The 15,668-nt window shown below is 62.6% G+C and carries 17 protein-coding genes; 9 read left to right on the top strand and 8 right to left on the bottom strand.

Translation table 11 applies throughout. The features are described 5' to 3' along the window. Positions 1–51: 51 nt before the first annotated feature. From KP001_RS19325 to hemW, 6 genes are all read right to left on the bottom strand, one after another. Positions 52–585, bottom strand: coding sequence for a phospholipase D-like domain-containing protein (locus KP001_RS19325; RefSeq protein WP_217287159.1), 534 nt, complete (start codon positions 583–585; stop codon positions 52–54). Continuing rightward, a complete protein-coding gene (gene dnaJ / locus KP001_RS19320; protein ID WP_217287158.1) occupies positions 582–1,703 on the bottom strand; it encodes a molecular chaperone DnaJ in 1,122 nt (373 codons plus the stop codon). The genes KP001_RS19325 and dnaJ overlap by 4 nt, the downstream gene beginning before the upstream one ends. A gap of 121 nt (positions 1,704–1,824) precedes the next feature. Continuing rightward, the gene (gene dnaK, locus KP001_RS19315) at positions 1,825–3,744 is read right to left on the bottom strand and encodes a molecular chaperone DnaK (RefSeq protein ID WP_217287157.1); all 1,920 of its coding nucleotides are present in this window, start codon (positions 3,742–3,744) and stop codon (positions 1,825–1,827) included. A gap of 166 nt (positions 3,745–3,910) precedes the next feature. Further along, positions 3,911–4,474 (bottom strand): nucleotide exchange factor GrpE, encoded by a 564-nt coding sequence (gene grpE / locus KP001_RS19310; RefSeq protein ID WP_217287156.1) that lies wholly within the window; start codon positions 4,472–4,474, stop codon positions 3,911–3,913. Between the two features lie 26 nt (positions 4,475–4,500). Beyond that, a complete protein-coding gene (gene hrcA, locus KP001_RS19305) occupies positions 4,501–5,535 on the bottom strand; it encodes a heat-inducible transcriptional repressor HrcA (RefSeq protein WP_217287155.1) in 1,035 nt (344 codons plus the stop codon). A gap of 113 nt (positions 5,536–5,648) precedes the next feature. Next, positions 5,649–6,794 carry a radical SAM family heme chaperone HemW gene (gene hemW / locus KP001_RS19300; protein WP_217287154.1) on the bottom strand — a complete coding sequence of 382 codons (1,146 nt, stop codon included), beginning with the start codon at positions 6,792–6,794 and terminating at the stop codon, positions 5,649–5,651. A gap of 735 nt (positions 6,795–7,529) precedes the next feature. Here hemW and KP001_RS19295 point away from each other — a divergent pair. The 8 genes from KP001_RS19295 to KP001_RS19260 all read left to right on the top strand — a co-directional run bounded on the left by KP001_RS19295 (position 7,530) and on the right by KP001_RS19260 (position 13,597). Next, positions 7,530–8,309 carry a carbon-nitrogen family hydrolase gene (locus tag KP001_RS19295; RefSeq protein WP_217287153.1) on the top strand — a complete coding sequence of 260 codons (780 nt, stop codon included), beginning with the start codon at positions 7,530–7,532 and terminating at the stop codon, positions 8,307–8,309. Between the two features lie 302 nt (positions 8,310–8,611). Beyond that, the gene (tolQ, locus tag KP001_RS19290) at positions 8,612–9,286 is read left to right on the top strand and encodes a protein TolQ (protein WP_216497616.1); all 675 of its coding nucleotides are present in this window, start codon (positions 8,612–8,614) and stop codon (positions 9,284–9,286) included. Positions 9,287–9,289: 3 nt separating this feature from the next. Continuing rightward, positions 9,290–9,709, top strand: coding sequence for a protein TolR (gene tolR, locus KP001_RS19285; protein WP_217287152.1), 420 nt, complete (start codon positions 9,290–9,292; stop codon positions 9,707–9,709). Continuing rightward, positions 9,706–10,461 carry an energy transducer TonB gene (locus KP001_RS19280; protein WP_217287151.1) on the top strand — a complete coding sequence of 252 codons (756 nt, stop codon included), beginning with the start codon at positions 9,706–9,708 and terminating at the stop codon, positions 10,459–10,461. The genes tolR and KP001_RS19280 overlap by 4 nt, the downstream gene beginning before the upstream one ends. Positions 10,462–10,466: 5 nt before the next feature. After that, a complete protein-coding gene (gene tolB / locus KP001_RS19275; protein ID WP_217289659.1) occupies positions 10,467–11,684 on the top strand; it encodes a Tol-Pal system beta propeller repeat protein TolB in 1,218 nt (405 codons plus the stop codon). A gap of 112 nt (positions 11,685–11,796) precedes the next feature. Beyond that, a complete protein-coding gene (gene pal, locus KP001_RS19270; RefSeq protein WP_217287150.1) occupies positions 11,797–12,390 on the top strand; it encodes a peptidoglycan-associated lipoprotein Pal in 594 nt (197 codons plus the stop codon). 70 nt (positions 12,391–12,460) lie between these two features. Then, positions 12,461–13,312: a tol-pal system protein YbgF gene (gene ybgF / locus KP001_RS19265; RefSeq protein ID WP_217287149.1), complete on the top strand. Its 852-nt coding sequence runs from the start codon at positions 12,461–12,463 to the stop codon at positions 13,310–13,312. Between the two features lie 96 nt (positions 13,313–13,408). Further along, positions 13,409–13,597, top strand: coding sequence for a hypothetical protein (locus KP001_RS19260; RefSeq protein WP_199396022.1), 189 nt, complete (start codon positions 13,409–13,411; stop codon positions 13,595–13,597). A gap of 72 nt (positions 13,598–13,669) precedes the next feature. Here KP001_RS19260 and KP001_RS19255 read toward each other — a convergent pair whose 3' ends face one another. Both KP001_RS19255 and tatB read right to left on the bottom strand, forming a co-directional pair. Continuing rightward, positions 13,670–14,089, bottom strand: coding sequence for a hypothetical protein (locus tag KP001_RS19255; protein WP_217287148.1), 420 nt, complete (start codon positions 14,087–14,089; stop codon positions 13,670–13,672). Positions 14,090–14,191: 102 nt separating this feature from the next. After that, positions 14,192–14,521, bottom strand: a complete 330-nt coding sequence (gene tatB, locus KP001_RS19250) for a Sec-independent protein translocase protein TatB (protein ID WP_217287147.1) — start codon at positions 14,519–14,521, stop codon at positions 14,192–14,194. A 201-nt stretch (positions 14,522–14,722) separates the two neighbouring features. On the opposite strand from tatB, the gene nadA reads away from it, so the two are divergent. Next, positions 14,723–15,637 (top strand): quinolinate synthase NadA, encoded by a 915-nt coding sequence (gene nadA / locus KP001_RS19245; protein WP_217287146.1) that lies wholly within the window; start codon positions 14,723–14,725, stop codon positions 15,635–15,637. Positions 15,638–15,668 lie beyond the last annotated feature (31 nt).

The following is a 15,668-nucleotide window of genomic DNA, read 5'->3' as shown; positions in this document are numbered from 1 at the left end:
TAATCATTCGCCCGCCTTTGTCCCCATCCGACCCCATCCGAATCGTCCCGCTTACCTGATCCCCTCCAGGTACCGGGTCACCTGCGCCGCCAGTTCGGGCGCGTCCAGAATAACCGACAGCTCCCGGTTCCGGCTCAGCGCGGCGTGGGAGAGGTTATGGCTCCCGATCATGACGAAGCGGTCGTCGATCACCACGGCTTTGGCGTGGGTGGTCCGCCTGCCGCGCGGGAAGATCACCCGCACCCCCTTGCGCGCCAGGTACCCCGCGGCGGCGCGGTTTTCGCGTCCCACGGAATCGTCCCCCTCGAGGATCACCGTGACATCCACCCCGCGCCCCCTGGCCTGCGCCAGGTCCTGCGCGATGCCGGCGGGGAGGTTCCCCCTGCGGTCGGTGACCTTGAAAAGGTAAAAGGCGCAGATGATGCGCCTTTTGGCCTCGCGGATCCGCTCCCTGAACGCCCCGCCGTAGGCGGCATCGGCAAGGAGCGTCGCCTGGGCCGGGGCACTCAGGGCAGGTACGGGACGGGCCGCCAGCACAACAACCGCCAGCGCCAGGACCGCCCCGCGTGCCACCCCGCTTTTCACGTGAGGATGTCCATCACTTTCGCGAAGAAGTTCTTGCGCATCGGGTTCACGTCCTCACCGCTGATGCGCGCCAGCTCCTCCAGGAGTTCGCGCTGCTGCTTGTTCAGGTTGGTCGGGGTCTCGACCTTGGCGATGACCAGGTGATCGCCGCGCCCGTACCCCTGCAGCGCCGGGACACCCTTGCCGCGCATCCTGAAGACGGCGCCGGACTGGGTCCCCTCGGGTATCTTCATGTTCACCTTGCCGTCCAGGGTGGGCACCTCGATCTCGCATCCGAGGGCCGCCTGGGTGAAGCTGATGGGAATCTCGCACAGGACGTCGTTGTCCTCGCGCCGGAAGAGGGCGTGGTCACGCACCGTGAGGGCCACGTAGAGGTCGCCGTTCCCCCCTCCCTTGATCCCCTGCCCCCCTTCGCCGGAGAGCTTCAGGCGGATGCCGGTCTCGACTCCGGCGGGAACCTTCACCGAGATGGTCTTCTTGTCCCGTACCGTGCCGGTGCCGCGGCAGCCCGGGCAGGGATGCTCCACCACGCGCCCCTCGCCGTTGCAGTGCGAGCAGGTCTTGGAAACGCTGAAGAACCCCTGCTGGAAGCGCATCTGCCCCGCGCCCTGGCAGGTGGGGCAGGTCTTGGGCTGGGTGCCGGCCTTGGCGCCGGAACCGCCGCACGCCTCGCAGCGCTTGGCGTAGGGGATGTCGATCTTCTTCTCCACCCCGAAGGCGGCCTCTTCGAAGCTGATCTCCAGGTTGTACTGAAGGTCGTCGCCCCGCCTGCCGCGCGAGGTCTTCTGGCGTCCGCCGAACACCTCACCAAAGATGTCTCCGAAGATGTCCCCGAAGGGCGAGCCGCCGAAACCGCCGAAGGGTGAGCCGTTGAAGCCGCCCCCACCCACGCCGGCGTGCCCGAACTGGTCGTAGCGCGCACGCTTCTCCGGGTCCGAGAGCACCTCGTAGGCCTCGGATACCTCCTTGAACTTGTCCTCGGCGCTCTTGTCGCCGGGGTTCTTGTCCGGGTGGTACTTGATGGCCAGCCGCCGGTACGCCTTCTTGATCTCGGTCTCGGAGGCGTTCTTGTTAACCTCGAGCAGTTCGTAGTAATCCTGTTTGTCGCCGTTTGCCAATGTAAGCCCTCGTAACACAAAGAGCAGCGTCCCATTTCATGAGACGCTGCCCGTTGCGCGTTTTCATTTTCTAAATGCAGCGCCATCTTCTATCAAACAGGCACCGGTTTGCAACCATTACTTACTTCTTGTCGTCCTTCACTTCCTCGAAGTCGGCGTCGACCACCTTCTCCCCTTTGGCTGCTCCGCCGGCTTCCGGCTCGGCGTGCGCCTCGGCGCCCTCGGCGCCGGCGGCCTGGGCCTTGGCGTAGACCGCCTCGGCCAGCTTGTGGGAAGCCTGCATCAGGGTCTCGCTCGCCTTCTTGATCTCGTCGGCGTCGCTTCCTTCCAGCGCCTTCTTGAGGGCCGCGATACCTTCCTCGATCTTCTGCTTCTCGGAGGCGTCGATCTTGTCGCCGAACTCGTTAAGCGACTTCTCGGTGGAGTAGATCAGGTTGTCCCCCTGGTTCTTCGCCTCGATCAGCTCGCGCTTCTTCTTGTCGTCCGCGGCGTGCGCCTCGGCGTCACGCACCATCTTATCCACTTCCTCCTTGGAGAGGCCGGAGGAGGCGGTGATGCGGATGGACTGCTCCTTGCCGGTGCCGAGGTCTTTCGCGGAGACGTGGACGATGCCGTTGGCGTCGATGTCGAAGGTGACCTCGATCTGCGGCACCCCGCGCGGTGCGGACGGGATCCCGGAAAGCTCGAAGTTGCCCAAGGTCTTGTTGTCCGCCGCCATCTCGCGCTCGCCCTGCAGGACGTGGATGGAAACCGCCGGCTGGTTGTCGGCCGCGGTGGAGAACACCTGGCTCTTTCTGCACGGGATGGTGGAGTTCTTGTCGATCAGCTTGGTCATCACGCCGCCCAGGGTCTCGATACCCAGGGAGAGCGGGGTGACGTCGAGGAGCAGCACGTCCTTCACGTCGCCGCGCAGAACGCCCCCCTGGATGGCTGCGCCGATGGCGACCACCTCGTCCGGGTTGACGCCGCGGTTGGGGACCTTGCCGAAGATGTCCTGCACCTTTTTCTGCACGATCGGCATGCGGGTCATCCCGCCCACGAGGATGACCTCGTCGATGTCGGAAGCGGAGAGGCCGGCGTCCCTGAGGGCGGTACGGCAGGGCCCTTCCAGCTTAGCGATGAGATCGGCGCAGATGGACTCGAGCTTGGCGCGGGTCAGCTTCATGGTCAGGTGCTTGGGACCGGAAGCGTCGGCGGTGATGAACGGGAGGTTGATGTCGGTCTCAAGCGAGGTGGAGAGTTCGCACTTGGCCTTCTCGCCCGCCTCTTTCAGCCTCTGCAGCGCCATCTTGTCGCCCCTGAGGTCGATCCCCTGGTCCTTCTTGAACTCGTCGGCGATGTGGTCGATGATCTTCTGGTCGAAGTCCTCGCCCCCCAGGAAGGTGTCGCCGTTGGTGGACTTCACCTCGAAGACCCCTTCGCCCAGTTCCAGGATGGAGACGTCGAAGGTGCCGCCGCCCAGGTCGAACACGGCGATCTTCTCGTCCTTCTTCTTGTCCAGGCCGTAGGCGAGGGCCGCAGCGGTCGGCTCGTTGATGATGCGCAGGACGTTCAGGCCCGCGATCTTGCCGGCGTCCTTGGTAGCCTGGCGCTGGGAGTCGTCGAAGTAAGCCGGGACGGTGATGACCGCGTCGGTGACGGTCTCGCCGAGGTAGTCCTCGGCGGTCTTTTTCATCTTCTGCAGCACCATGGCCGAGATCTCGGGGGGGGAGTACTTCTGGCCGCGCACCTCGACCCATGCGTCGGCGTTATCGGCCTTGACGATCTTGAACGGGGAGATGGCGATGTCCTTCTTGACCGCCTCGGTATCGTACTTGCGCCCGATCAGGCGCTTGATTGCGTACAGGGTGTTCTCGGGGTTGGTGACCGCCTGGCGCTTGGCCTGCTGGCCCACCAGCCGCTCGCCGTTCTCGGCGAATGCGATCATGGAAGGGGTGGTGCGGCTTCCCTCTGCGTTCGCTATGACAACCGGCTCCCCACCTTCCATCACTGCCACGCAGGAGTTGGTGGTCCCGAGGTCGATTCCTATTACTCTACTCATGTGATTGCCTCCTCATATGGTAACTGTCACTCAGCAAGCTAGTCATGCCCCCGGTAAAAAACAAGGGGCGGGGGAAAAAAACTTTGGGGGCTAGGGGCTGGGGGCTAGGGGCTGGCAAAAACAAAGTCTTTACTAGCCCCTAGCCCCCAGTCCCTAGTCCCTGCCTCTACGGTTTGACGGCAACCGTGACCATGGCGGGACGGAGCAGCCGGTCGTTCAGCATGTATCCCTTCTGGAACACGTTCACGATGGTATTGGGCTCCTGCTCCTCGCTCGGCACCTGGGTCATCGCCTGATGAAACGCGGGATCGAACGGGGTCCCCGGAGGGGTCTCCACCGCGGTGACGCCGAACTTCTTCAAGGTGGAAACGAGCATGCTCAGGGTGAGCTTCACCCCCTCGACGATGGGATCGTCCTCGCTGGCATGGTCGATGGCGCGTTCCAGGTTGTCAACCGAGGGGAGCAGTTCCATGATGATCTGCTCGTTGCCGTACTTCAGGATCTCTTCCTTCTCCTTCTGCACCCTTTTCCGGTAGTTCTCCAGGTCGGCGCGCTCGCGCAGGTACTTGTCCCAGTTGCCCGCCGACTCCAGCCCCTTGGCGGCCAGCGCCTCTTCGAGTTCCTTGATCCGATCCGCGTCCGACAGCGGCTGCGCCAGCTCTACATGGTCCTGCGGCGCCCCCTCCGCTTTCTTGTCGTGCTGGTGCGCATCGTGTTTTTTCTTGTCCATCCTTTTATCGTCTCCTTTTCTACGCGCTACTCGGTGTCGAGCAGGCGGCTTATCAGTTTGGCCGTGTAATCCACGATCGGTATCACCCGTCCGTAACCCATCCGGGTCGGGCCGATGACCCCCAGCACGCCGACCGTGTCCTTGCCGGTGAGGTAGGTGGAGGTGACCAGGCTCATCCCCTCCATCTTGAGCAGGGGTGACTCCGACCCGATGAAGATCTGCACCCCCTCGGCCTGCATGGAGCGGTCCAGCAGGTCCAAAAGGAGGCTCTTCTTCTCGAAAGCCCTGAATATCTCCCGCATCTTGGCGGCGTCGGCGAATTCCGGCTGGTCCAGGATGTTCGCCTGCCCCTCCAGGAAGATCTCGGTGCTGTCGGTCCTGATGGTCTGCTCGGAAAGGGCGATTGCCTTCGTCATCAGCGAATCGTAGCGCACCTTCTCGCTCTGCATCTCCGCCAAGAGCCGCTCGCGCACCTGGGCCAGGGTGAGCCCCTGCAGCATCCCGTTCAGGTAGTTGGCCATGCGGACCAGGTCCTCCTGCGGGATCTCCTCGTCGGTTTCCAGGAGCCGGTTCTGCACGGTGCCGTTTTGCGAGACCAGTATCGCCAGGATGCGATGGCTCGACAGCTTCACGAATTCCATCTGGTGGAACACGTTGGCCGCCATGCGCGGCGCCATCACCACCCCCATGTAGCTCGAGGTGGTTGAGAGGAGCCGGCTTGCCTCCTTGAGCATCTCGGCCGGATCCTTGCCCGCCATGCGGCAGCGCCTGCGGATCTCGTCACGCTTCCCCACGGTGAGATTCTGCTTCGCCTCCAGGATCGAGTTGACGTAGAGGCGGTAGGCCTTGTCGGTGGGGATGCGGCCGGCGGAGGTGTGCGGTGAAGCGAGCAGCCCCATCTCCTCCAGGTCGGCCATGACGTTGCGCACCGTGGCCGGCGAGAGCGCCAGCTCGTGGCTGCGGGTGATGGTCCTGCTCCCCACCGGTTCGGCGGTGGCTATGTAATCCTCGATGACCGCTTCAAGGATGCGTTTGCCTCGTTCAGAAAGTTGCTCTTCCATAGCCTGGGTCCTCAAAAGCTTTTAGCACTCAAAAAGTTCGAGTGCTAAACGAGCTTCAAGTTAGCAACGCACCTGTGCTTTGTCAAGGGGTTCTCTGGCGGGACAGGGCGGATTTACAGAAAGCGGGAGAAGATGCTGTTGGCGATGATTACCGAGCTGCCGGCAAGACGGATGCGTTCCCCGTCGGCGACCAGCAGGCCGGCTTGCAGCAGCCGCTCGACCTCCGCCAACTGATCTGCCAGCGCGTCCTCGCCAAAGCGCGCCTTCAAGGGAGCAAGTTCCATCCCGGTGAGCACCCTAAGCCCGAGGAAGAAGCTCTCGGCCACAGCGTCCTCCAGGGAAAGCAACACCTCGTCCCGCTCGGGGAGGTGGCGGGCGTCGATGGCGGCCCGGTAGCCGTCGAGGTCGGCGGCGTTGTTCCAGCGGCGCCCAAGACCGTCGGGATTCCAGAAGGAATGGGCGCCGGAGCCGAAGCCAAGGTAGCTCTGCCGGCTCCAGTAGGATTGGTTGTGGCGGGAAAGGCGGCCGGGTCTGGCGAAGTTGGAGATCTCGTAGTGGAGATAGCCGGCGCCGGTGAGAAGTTCGCCGGTCGTCTCGAACATCCGGGCTCCCTCCTCCTCCCCCGGCAACTGGAGTTCCCCCCGCTGGTGGAGCCCTTCGAACGGGGTTCCCTCCTCGATGGAGAGCGCGTAGGCGGAAACGTGTTCGGGAGCAAGCGCGATCCCCTGGCCGAGCGCGGCGCGCCACTCGTCCAGGGACTGCCCGGGCAGGGAGTGCATCAGGTCGATGCTGATGTTGTCAAAGCCGGCCCGGCGTGCCTGCCCGAAGGCCGCCAGCGCCTCGGCTGCCGTATGCACCCGCCCGAGCCTCTGCAGCAGGCGATCGTCGAAGGACTGGATCCCCAGCGACAGGCGGTTCACGCCGGCGGCGCGGTAACCGGCGAGCCGCTCGGGGGTGAGCGTCCCCGGGTTCGCCTCCAGGGTGATCTCAGCCCCCTGCTCCACCCCGAAGCGCAGCGAGGCCTGCTCGATCAGGCGGCCCACCAGCTCAGGGGTCATGAGTGACGGTGTCCCCCCGCCAAAATACAGGGTAGGCGCCTGCACCGCCTCGGGCAGGAGTTCCTGGCGCAGTTCCATCTCACGCAGCAACAGCTCCACGTAGCCGTCCAACTGGTCGCCGGACCAGGCGGTGGAGTTGAAGTCGCAGTACAGGCATTTTTTGAGGCAGAAGGGGAAATGAATATATAAACCAGCTCGCATGGCTCTCGTGCTCCTTTACACACCAGCTATCGTTCTAGCAGAACGGCTCTCCTCTTGTCACGCAAAAGCGCCGCAACTGCATGAAGATGCTTGAAATCCCCGGTTAGGAATATTACACTCCAACTCCGCCAGCTCCCCTCCCCCTTGCGGCGGGGTGCCAGCAACGCTGCGAAGGACAGGGCGAATTATTATTCGCCCCTACAGGACATGGCCGGCCACCGTAGGGGCAAATAAATATTTGCCCAGCGGTCGGTGCCTCGCCGCTGATAATGGCAAAAGGGTCGGAGAGGCCAAAGAGGGCGAATGATTATTCGCCCCTACACAACATGGCGGGGCCTCTGTAGGGGCAAATAAATATTTGCCCAGCGGACGGTGCCTCGCCGCTGACCATGGCAAAAGGGTCGAAGAGGCCAAAGAGGGCGAATGATTATTCGCCCCTACAGGACATGGCGGGGCCCCTGTAGGGGCAAATAAATATTTGCCCAGCGGACGGTGCCTTGCCGCTGACGATGGCAAAAGGGTCGAAGAGGCCAAAGAGGGCGAATGATTATTCGCCCCTACACAACATGGCGGCCCCCCTGTAGGGGCAAATAAACATTTGCCCAGCGGCCGGTGCCTCGCCGCTGACCATGGCAAAAAGGGCGGAGATGCCAAAGAAGAGCGAATGATTATTCGCCCCTACAAATTCTTGTGCGCTCCGTATGGAGAGGGCACCGGGCTCAAACAGGAGGGGACATGCAGAAGAGCATTAAGGCCACGGCACTGCAATTCAACATAGCGCTGGGCGACATCGACAAGAACCTCGCGTACGTAACCGACAAGCTGCGCCAGCTCGCCAGGGACGGGGTCGAGCTCGTGGTGCTGCCGGAAATGTGGAGCTGCGGCTTCGACTACCGTCAGCTGAACCAGCTGGCCCTGCGGACCCCTGCCTTGGTGGAGCGGATGCTGGAACTCTCCGCGGAGCTCGCCTTGACCGTCGTGGGGAGCCTGCCTGAGCCGCACGGCGACAAGGTCTACAACACCGCCTACATTGCTGACCGCGGCAGGCTGGCGGGGAGCTACCGCAAGATGCACCTCTTCGGCCTGATGAACGAGGACCGGCACCTGGACCGCGGCGATGCCGTCTGCCTGGTCGACACCAGCGTCGGAAAGCTGGGGGTCATGATCTGCTACGACATCCGCTTCCCAGAGCTCGCGCGCAGGCTCGCCGTCGACGGCGCCGCGATCATCGTTATCAGCGGCGAGTGGCCCAAGCCGCGCGAAGAGCACTGGCGCACCCTGATCCGCGCCCGCGCCATAGAGAACCAGCTTTTCGTGGTCGCCACCAACACGTGCGGCTTGATAGGCAAGCTTGATTTCTTTGGCTCCTCCCTCATCGTCAACCCGAAAGGGGAGCTGCTGGCCGAAGGTGGCTACGACAACTGCGAGCCCACCGCGCTCCTCGACCCCGCCGAGATCACCTCCTGGCGCGCAAGCATCAACTGCTTCCAGGACCGGCGGCCGGAATGCTACTAGACTTCGGTGACGACAGCTCTCCCCTCGACGAATGACCAGTCCATCCCCCTCGCCCCATGGGAGAGGGTGGCCGAAGGCCGGGTGAGGGCGGTGCCATGGGCGATACTGCGACTGCGGTAGAGACAACAGGCGCCCTCACCCCTTCCCTCTCCCGGGGGGCGAGGGGGAACTGGCGAAAAAGGTATAAGCCGCGATCACCAATCCGCCTCCGGGGCATCCTGCGGCACGTGTTTCCTGTTGACTTCCCAAAGGGTTCAGCATATTTTTTCAGCTTGTTTCCATCTAACCGCGGAGGTTGCTACGTGGGCATGCTTGCATCGACCGGCCTGGTCGTAAAACTGGTACTTTTGCTGTTGCTCTATTTCTCGGTGGTCTCCTGGGGCATTATCTTCTACAAGCTGCTGCAGGTGTACCGCGCCAACGGCGCCTCCGAGCGCTTCCTCGAATTCTTCTGGAAGGCCAAGCGCTTCGACGCCATCAACTCCCAACTGGACCGCTTCGAGCACTCCCCCCTCACCGTCCTGTTCCAGGAGGGGTATGGTGAGCTGAGAAAGCTGCAGGAAAAGGTCGAGGAGAAAGCTGACCCCAACATCGTCAGCACCGATCTCGGCGGCGTCGACAACATCGCACGCGCTCTGCGCCGGGCCACCACCATCGAGATCACCAGGCTGGAAAAATACCTCACCTTCCTGGCCACCACCGGCGCCACCGCGCCGTTCGTCGGCCTCTTCGGCACCGTCTGGGGCATCATGACCGCCTTCGAGAAGATCGGCCAGAGCGGCTCCGCGTCGCTCGCGGTCGTCGCACCGGGCATCGCCGAGGCGCTCATCGCCACCGCCATCGGCCTGGTCGCCGCCATCCCGGCGGTCATGGGCTACAACCATTTCCAGCACAAGATCAAGGTGCTCATCTCGGAGATGGACAGCTTCTCCACGGAATTCCTCAACATCGTACAGCGCAACTTCGCGGGGAGATAAACCATGGAGTTCGGCAACAGGGATAACGGCGATCGCGGCACCATGTCGCAGATAAACGTCACACCTCTGGTCGACGTCATGCTGGTGCTCTTGATCATCTTCATGGTCACCGCGCCGATGATGCAGCAGGGGGTCCAGGTCAACCTCCCCAAGGCGGACACCAAGTCGCTGGCGCCCAAGGAGGACACCCTGGTGGTCTCCGTGGAGCAGTCCGGCAAGACCTTCATCAACTCCACTGAAGTCCCGGGCGACCAGTTGAAGGACAAGCTAACCACCATGCTGGCGGGGCGGGAAAAGCGCGAGGTGTTCCTCAAGGCTGACCAGGCGGTACCGTACGGCGAGGTGGTCCGGGTCATGGCCCAGATCAAGGGAGCCGGGGTGGAGCGCCTGGGCATGGTGACGGAGTCCCCTCAACGCCGATGAAAACCGGGTTCACACGCAACTACCCGGGGCCGGGGGGGATGCTGGCGCTCTCCCTTGTCTGCCACCTGGCCGTGTTCCTGATCATCGCCAACTGGCACTTCCTCCCTGAGTTCCATCGGGACGAAACCCCGGTCACCTACGTCGACATGGTCACGCTACCGGTCGCTTCGCCACAAAGCGGCATGCCCGCAGCGCCGGCACCGGCCGAAAGCAAGGCCCCTGCCGCGCCGGCTCCTGCCCCCCCGCCGGCTAAGCCGGCCATGGCGCTGCCGGCCAAGCCCGCAACGAAGAGTCCGCCAGCCAAATCCCAGGCCAAAACCGAACAGCAGCAAAAAGAGGCCGAGGACAAGGCGTTCAACGAGCGGATGGCCAAGCTGCAGCAAAAGGCCGAGGACCGGCGCCAGGCCGTCGCGCTGGATGCACTCAAGAAGAAGGGGAGCACCCGCACCGGCATGCCCGGTGCGACAGGGACCCAGGCGGGGAGCGACTATTCCTCGTACCTGCAGTCCCGGCTCAGGGACGCCCTCAAGCAGGTCATCGCCACCCAGACCAGGGCGCCGCAGGTAATCGCTACCATCACGGTGTCTCCCGACGGCCGCATCGAGTGCCGCGTGGAAAAGGGGTCAGGGGATCCCTTCTTCGACGACGCCGTGCAACGGGCCGTCGTCCTCGCCGGCAAGACGCTGGAGCCGCCGCCCAACCATTCGCAGTACAAACGCGTGTTCCGCTTCATGCCTGAAGGGGTGAAATAGATATGATGAAAATCATCTTACTACTGCTGTTACTGCTTCTGGGACCTCAGAGCTTCGCGGCGGAGAGTTACCTCGACGTCACCGCCCCGACCACCGGGAAGTTGAAGCTCGCCATCGCCCCGACCACGGCGCTCTCCGGCTCCCTCCCCGCCGAGGTGGCGCGTGAGCTCCCCGAACTGTTCGGCTTCGACCTCGGCATCGCCGGCCCCTTCGAGATCGCGCCCAGCGAGGCAGCGGGTGCCCTTCTTCTGAAGAGCGCCTACGGGGTACAGGGTGACACGGCCATCATCGAGTGCCGCCTGGTCGACCAGGTGCTGCACCGGGAGGTGATCGCCAAGCGCTACAGCGGCAGAGTGAAGGACCTGCGCCGCATGGGGCACGCCTTCTCCGACGAGGTGCTGCGCGTGCTGACCGGCGCCAAGGGCCCCTTCACCGGCAAGATAGCCTACGTCTCGAAGGTCTCCGGCAACAAGGAGATCTTCATCATGGACTACGACGGGCACAACCCGCAGCGGCTCACCAACAACGGCTCGATCAACCTCTATCCCGATTTCGCCCCTTCCGGCAAGGAGCTCATCTACACCTCGTACAAGAAGGGGAACCCCGACCTGTACCGGCGCGAGCTTTTCACCGGGCAGGAGGCGCGGGTTTCGTCCCGCAGCGGCTTGAACGCGATGGGTGTGTTCTCACCGGATGGCAACAAGATCGCCCTGGTCCTTTCCAAGGACGGCAACTCCGAGATCTACCAGATCGGCCGGGACGGCAAGGAAGCGGTGCGGCTCACCAACAACCACGCCATCGACGTCTCCCCCGCATGGTCTCCCGACGGCTCCCGGGTCGCCTTCGTCTCCGACCGGATGGGCAAACCGCAGATCTTCGTGATGGACGCCAACGGCGGGAACCTCAGGCGCCTCACCACCAACGGCGCCTACAACGTGACGCCGCGCTGGTCGCCAAAGGGGGACCGTATCGTGTACGCGCGCAAGGAAGGCGGCTTCCAGATCTACGCCATAAACCCGGATGGCTCAGGGGACACCCAGCTGACCAGCGCGGGTAGCAACGAGCATCCGCGCTATTCTCCGGACGGCCGCTTCATCGTCTTCAGTTCCACCCGCGACGGCGGCGAGGGGCTGTACCTGATGCGCGCCGACGGCAGCGGGCAGACCAGAATCTCTCCGGACCGGGCACTGAACACGCACCCGACATGGTCGGTGAACTGGTAAGGTCTGATAGTGATCGTTGATTAACCAGGAAAACGTGGGTATACTTCATTCGTTTTTTTCAAGGGCATCGGGAGCAGCGATGCTCATATTCCATAATCAAAAGGAGTGGGGAATGCGCAAGAATATCGCCGGATGCCTCGTTGTTCTTTGCATGGGAGCTTTGGTAGCTGGAGGCTGCGCCAAAAAGGATCTGGTCAAAACCGAGGAGCCCGCTCCGTCAGTCACGGCCCCCGCCTCCGAAACAGCTAAACCGGCCCAGGAGCGGCCGGAAACGCAGAAAGCACCGGTCACCGAACAGACCCCGGTACGTGAACCGGTGGTGGCGCAGGAACCCGTCCGTGAGACCCAGAAGGCGCCGGCGGGAGACCTGCAGGGCCAGTTGCAGAAGATCTACTTCAACTTCGATTCTTCCGACCTCTCCGAGGACTCCCGCAACACCCTCACCAAGAACGCGGAGTACCTGAGCCGTCAGTCGTCGGTCAAGATCCGTATCGAGGGGAACTGTGACGAGCGCGGCTCCGACGACTACAACATGGCGCTGGGCGAAAGAAGGGCCAAGGCAGCCAAGGACTACCTGGTGAACCTGGGCATCTCCTCCGAGCGCATCGCCACCATCAGCTACGGCGAAGAGAAGCCGGTCGATTCCGGCCACGACGAGGCTGCCTGGAGCAAGAACAGAAGGGACGAGTTCGTCGTAGTGAAGTGACGTTTGCCACGCAGCTCAAAGGAGCCTTCGGGCTCCTTTTTTTATCGACCGTCCCGGGAGGAGGTTTGACATGACGTTTACGAGGGGGGCGCTGGGAGCGCTGGCTATTCTCACCATTTTCGGCTGCGCCAGCCAAAGCGATCTGGAATCGGTGCGCCGCGACAACGACGAGATCAAAAACCGTCTTTTCACGCTGGACCGTGGGTTGAACGAGGTTCGCGGCGAGGTGAAGGAAGGGGTGGAAAAGTCCCTGGCCGGCTACCGGCAGAGCCTGGAGGCGCTGCAGGCGGACATGGCGGGGTACCAAAAGGATATGGCCTCCATTCGCAAGGGTGGAGCGGACCTGCAGGCGACCCTGGAGAGCGCCAGGGTGGACATGCAACTTCTGACCGGCAAGGTCGATGACGTCCGCATCCTGGCCCAGAAGCCGGCCGACGACATCGCCCTTTTGAAGGAAGACCTGAACAAGAGGCTGGGCGCGCTCGAGGCGCGCATGGCCAAGCTGGAGAAAGGGATCGAGGAGCAGCAGGCGAAGGCGGCCGCTGCGCTCAAGTCCCCCGAGCAGCTGTACCAGCAGGGACAGGACGCCCTCAAGGCCGGACAGGGCGCCAAAGCCCGCGAGTTCTTCGCCAGCTTCCTGGTGCAGTACCCCAAGCACAACCTGGCCGCCAACGCCCAGTACTGGATCGGCGAGAGCTATTACCAGGAGAAGAACTACGAGCAGGCGGTGCTGGAGTTCCAGGAGGTCATCAAGAACTACCCGGACAAGGAGAAGGCTCCCGCCGCCATGCTGAAACAGGGGATGGCCTTCAGGGAGTTGGGGGACAGCAAGAGCGCCGCCTACATCCTGAAGAAGCTGGTGGATGAGCATCCGAAATCGGAAGAGGCTAAGATCGCCAGAGACAAGTTCAAGATCAAGTAGCGAAAGCCAAGGACGGATTACCGAAAGGCCCTCCTGCCAGAGCGGGGGGGCCTTCCCGTTTGCGGCAGCGGCCGCCACGGAAAAAGGAGAAGCACCATGTTCCTCGCCAGAGACAAGAACAACGACCTGTACCTTTTCGACAAGCTCCCGGTGAAAGGGAACGAATGCTGGTGGGCGGAAACGGGGGTGGATGGCACCTACTTGAAGCTGGACAAGTCCCTCTACCCGGAAATCACCTGGGAGAGCGAGCCGGTCCCGGCCGAGCTGGTTTTGGCGCAGAAATAGGCTATATGGGCCGGGAATCGGGGGTTGATGTTGTCGGGGTGTAGGGGCGAATAATCATTCGCCCGCCTTTACCTACATGGGGCGGAAGTCGGGCTTGATGTTTTCGGGGGTGTAGTTCTGCGCCACGGCCCATCCCTTGCCCGGCACCAGCCTCGGCTCGAGCCGGCAGGCGATGTAACCGATCAGGTTGACGGGATCGGGAAGGTCCGAGGCGATGGTGACGATCCGGAAGCCGACGAACTCCCCCTCTTCCGGGTAGCCTGGCGCCCCCTTGAGGGTGCAGCTCCAGAGTTTCACCTCCCCGGCCGGGGCGGCCAGGCTGATCAGGAAGGACCGTTCGCCGTCGCGGTTCAAGCCGCCGGACTCCTCCACCAGCGCCGGAACCAGACCGCCGATGAGTGGGGTATAGCCGATGGAGCAGGCGTGCGCGAAGGCGGCGGCGCTATCGGCGAACCGGATTTCCTCTTTCTTGCTCCGAAACCAGTTGAACATGGCGTCACCTGTGCCCGCCCCGCGGCGGGTGCTGGGTTATCAGCTCAATAAGAAAAAGGCGGGGTTACCCCGCCTTTTTCACGTGCAGATATTGAGGAGAGACTAGGCTTTCTTCTCCGCTTCCACGGCGGCTGCGGCAGCCGCCGGCTCGGCGGCAGCGGTACCCTCGACCTTGGCCTTCAGTTCCTCGGCCTCGCGCACCTTCTCCTCCTCAGCCTTCTTCTTGGCCTCGGCGAGCTTCGCCAGGTGCTCCTTTTCCTCTTCGGTCCTGCTGTCGGCCTCTATGGTCTGCTTGAAGTCGTCGGTCGCCTTCTTGAACTCCGCCAACCCCTTCCCCAGCGACTTCGCCAGGTCCGGCAGCTTCTGCGGTCCGATGACGATGAGCGCTATGACCAAAATTATGACCAGTTCAGGCATCCCGATTCCGAACATACTATCTACCTCGCTTGGTGTGCGTTCAAACACGCGTTTGTCATACAAAAATTGTAAAAAATAATAGAGGTTTTACCGACGGGTGTCAAGCTTGCAAAGGTAGGACCTTAATTGGTTTGACATGATCCCGAACATTGTCTACTATCGGTCCTGTTTACCATATATTTCAAATGAGAAAGACAGATTTTGGTGGTGACAAACATGACGCAGGAATCTTTAAAGGCGGATATTAAAGCGCTGCTCAAAGAGCGCAAAGCCGTGCTCCTGGCACACAACTACATGCGTGACGAAGTGCAGGAGATCGCTGACATAACCGGAGACTCGCTGGCCCTTTCCATGGAGGCCGCCAAGACTGATGCCGAGGTGATCGTCTTCTGCGGCGTGCACTTCATGGCCGAATCAGCCTCGATACTGGCACCGGACAAGACCGTACTTCTCCCCCGCCTCGATGCGGGTTGCCCCATGGCCGACATGGTTTCGGCCGACGAGCTGAAGAAACTGAAGGCCCAGCTTCCCGGCGTGCCGGTGGTCACCTACGTGAACTCCTCTGCCGCGGTCAAGGCCGAGAGCGACATCTGCTGCACCTCCGCCAATGCCCTCAAGGTCGTGCAATCCATGACCGAGAAGGAGATCATCTTCGCCCCGGACAAGAATCTCGGGAGCTACGTGGCCCGCTTCACGGACAAGAAGTTCCACCTGTGGGAGGGTTACTGTCCGACTCACGAGCGGCTGCGTCCGGAGGTGGTCAAGGAATTGAAGGCGCAGAACCCCGGGGCGCCGTTTGTCTGCCACCCCGAGTGCAATCCGGCCGTGGTGGCGCTCGCCGACCACGTCTGCTCGACCACCGGCATGTACGATTACTGCAAGAAGAGCGACGCCAAGCGCTTTATCATCGGCACCGAGGCGGGCATCCTGTGGCGGCTCAAGCGTGAGAACCCGGACAAGGAGTTCATCCTCGCCTCCCCGGCCCTCATCTGTCCTAACATGAAACTCACCTCGCTCGAGGACGTGCACGAGGCGCTGGTGAGCATGAGCCCCGTGGTCAAGGTCCCCGAAGAGGTCCGTATCCCGGCCAAGCGCGCCCTGGACCGGATGCTCGCCATCCCGAGGGACTAGCTTGCCCCTCTGGCCCGAGGCTCCCCTCTCC

The organism is Geomonas subterranea (assembly GCF_019063845.1).
Taxonomy (GTDB): domain Bacteria; phylum Desulfobacterota; class Desulfuromonadia; order Geobacterales; family Geobacteraceae; genus Geomonas; species Geomonas subterranea.
Note: the sequence above shows the minus strand (reverse complement) of the source record. Positions and strands in the feature narration are given on the sequence as shown.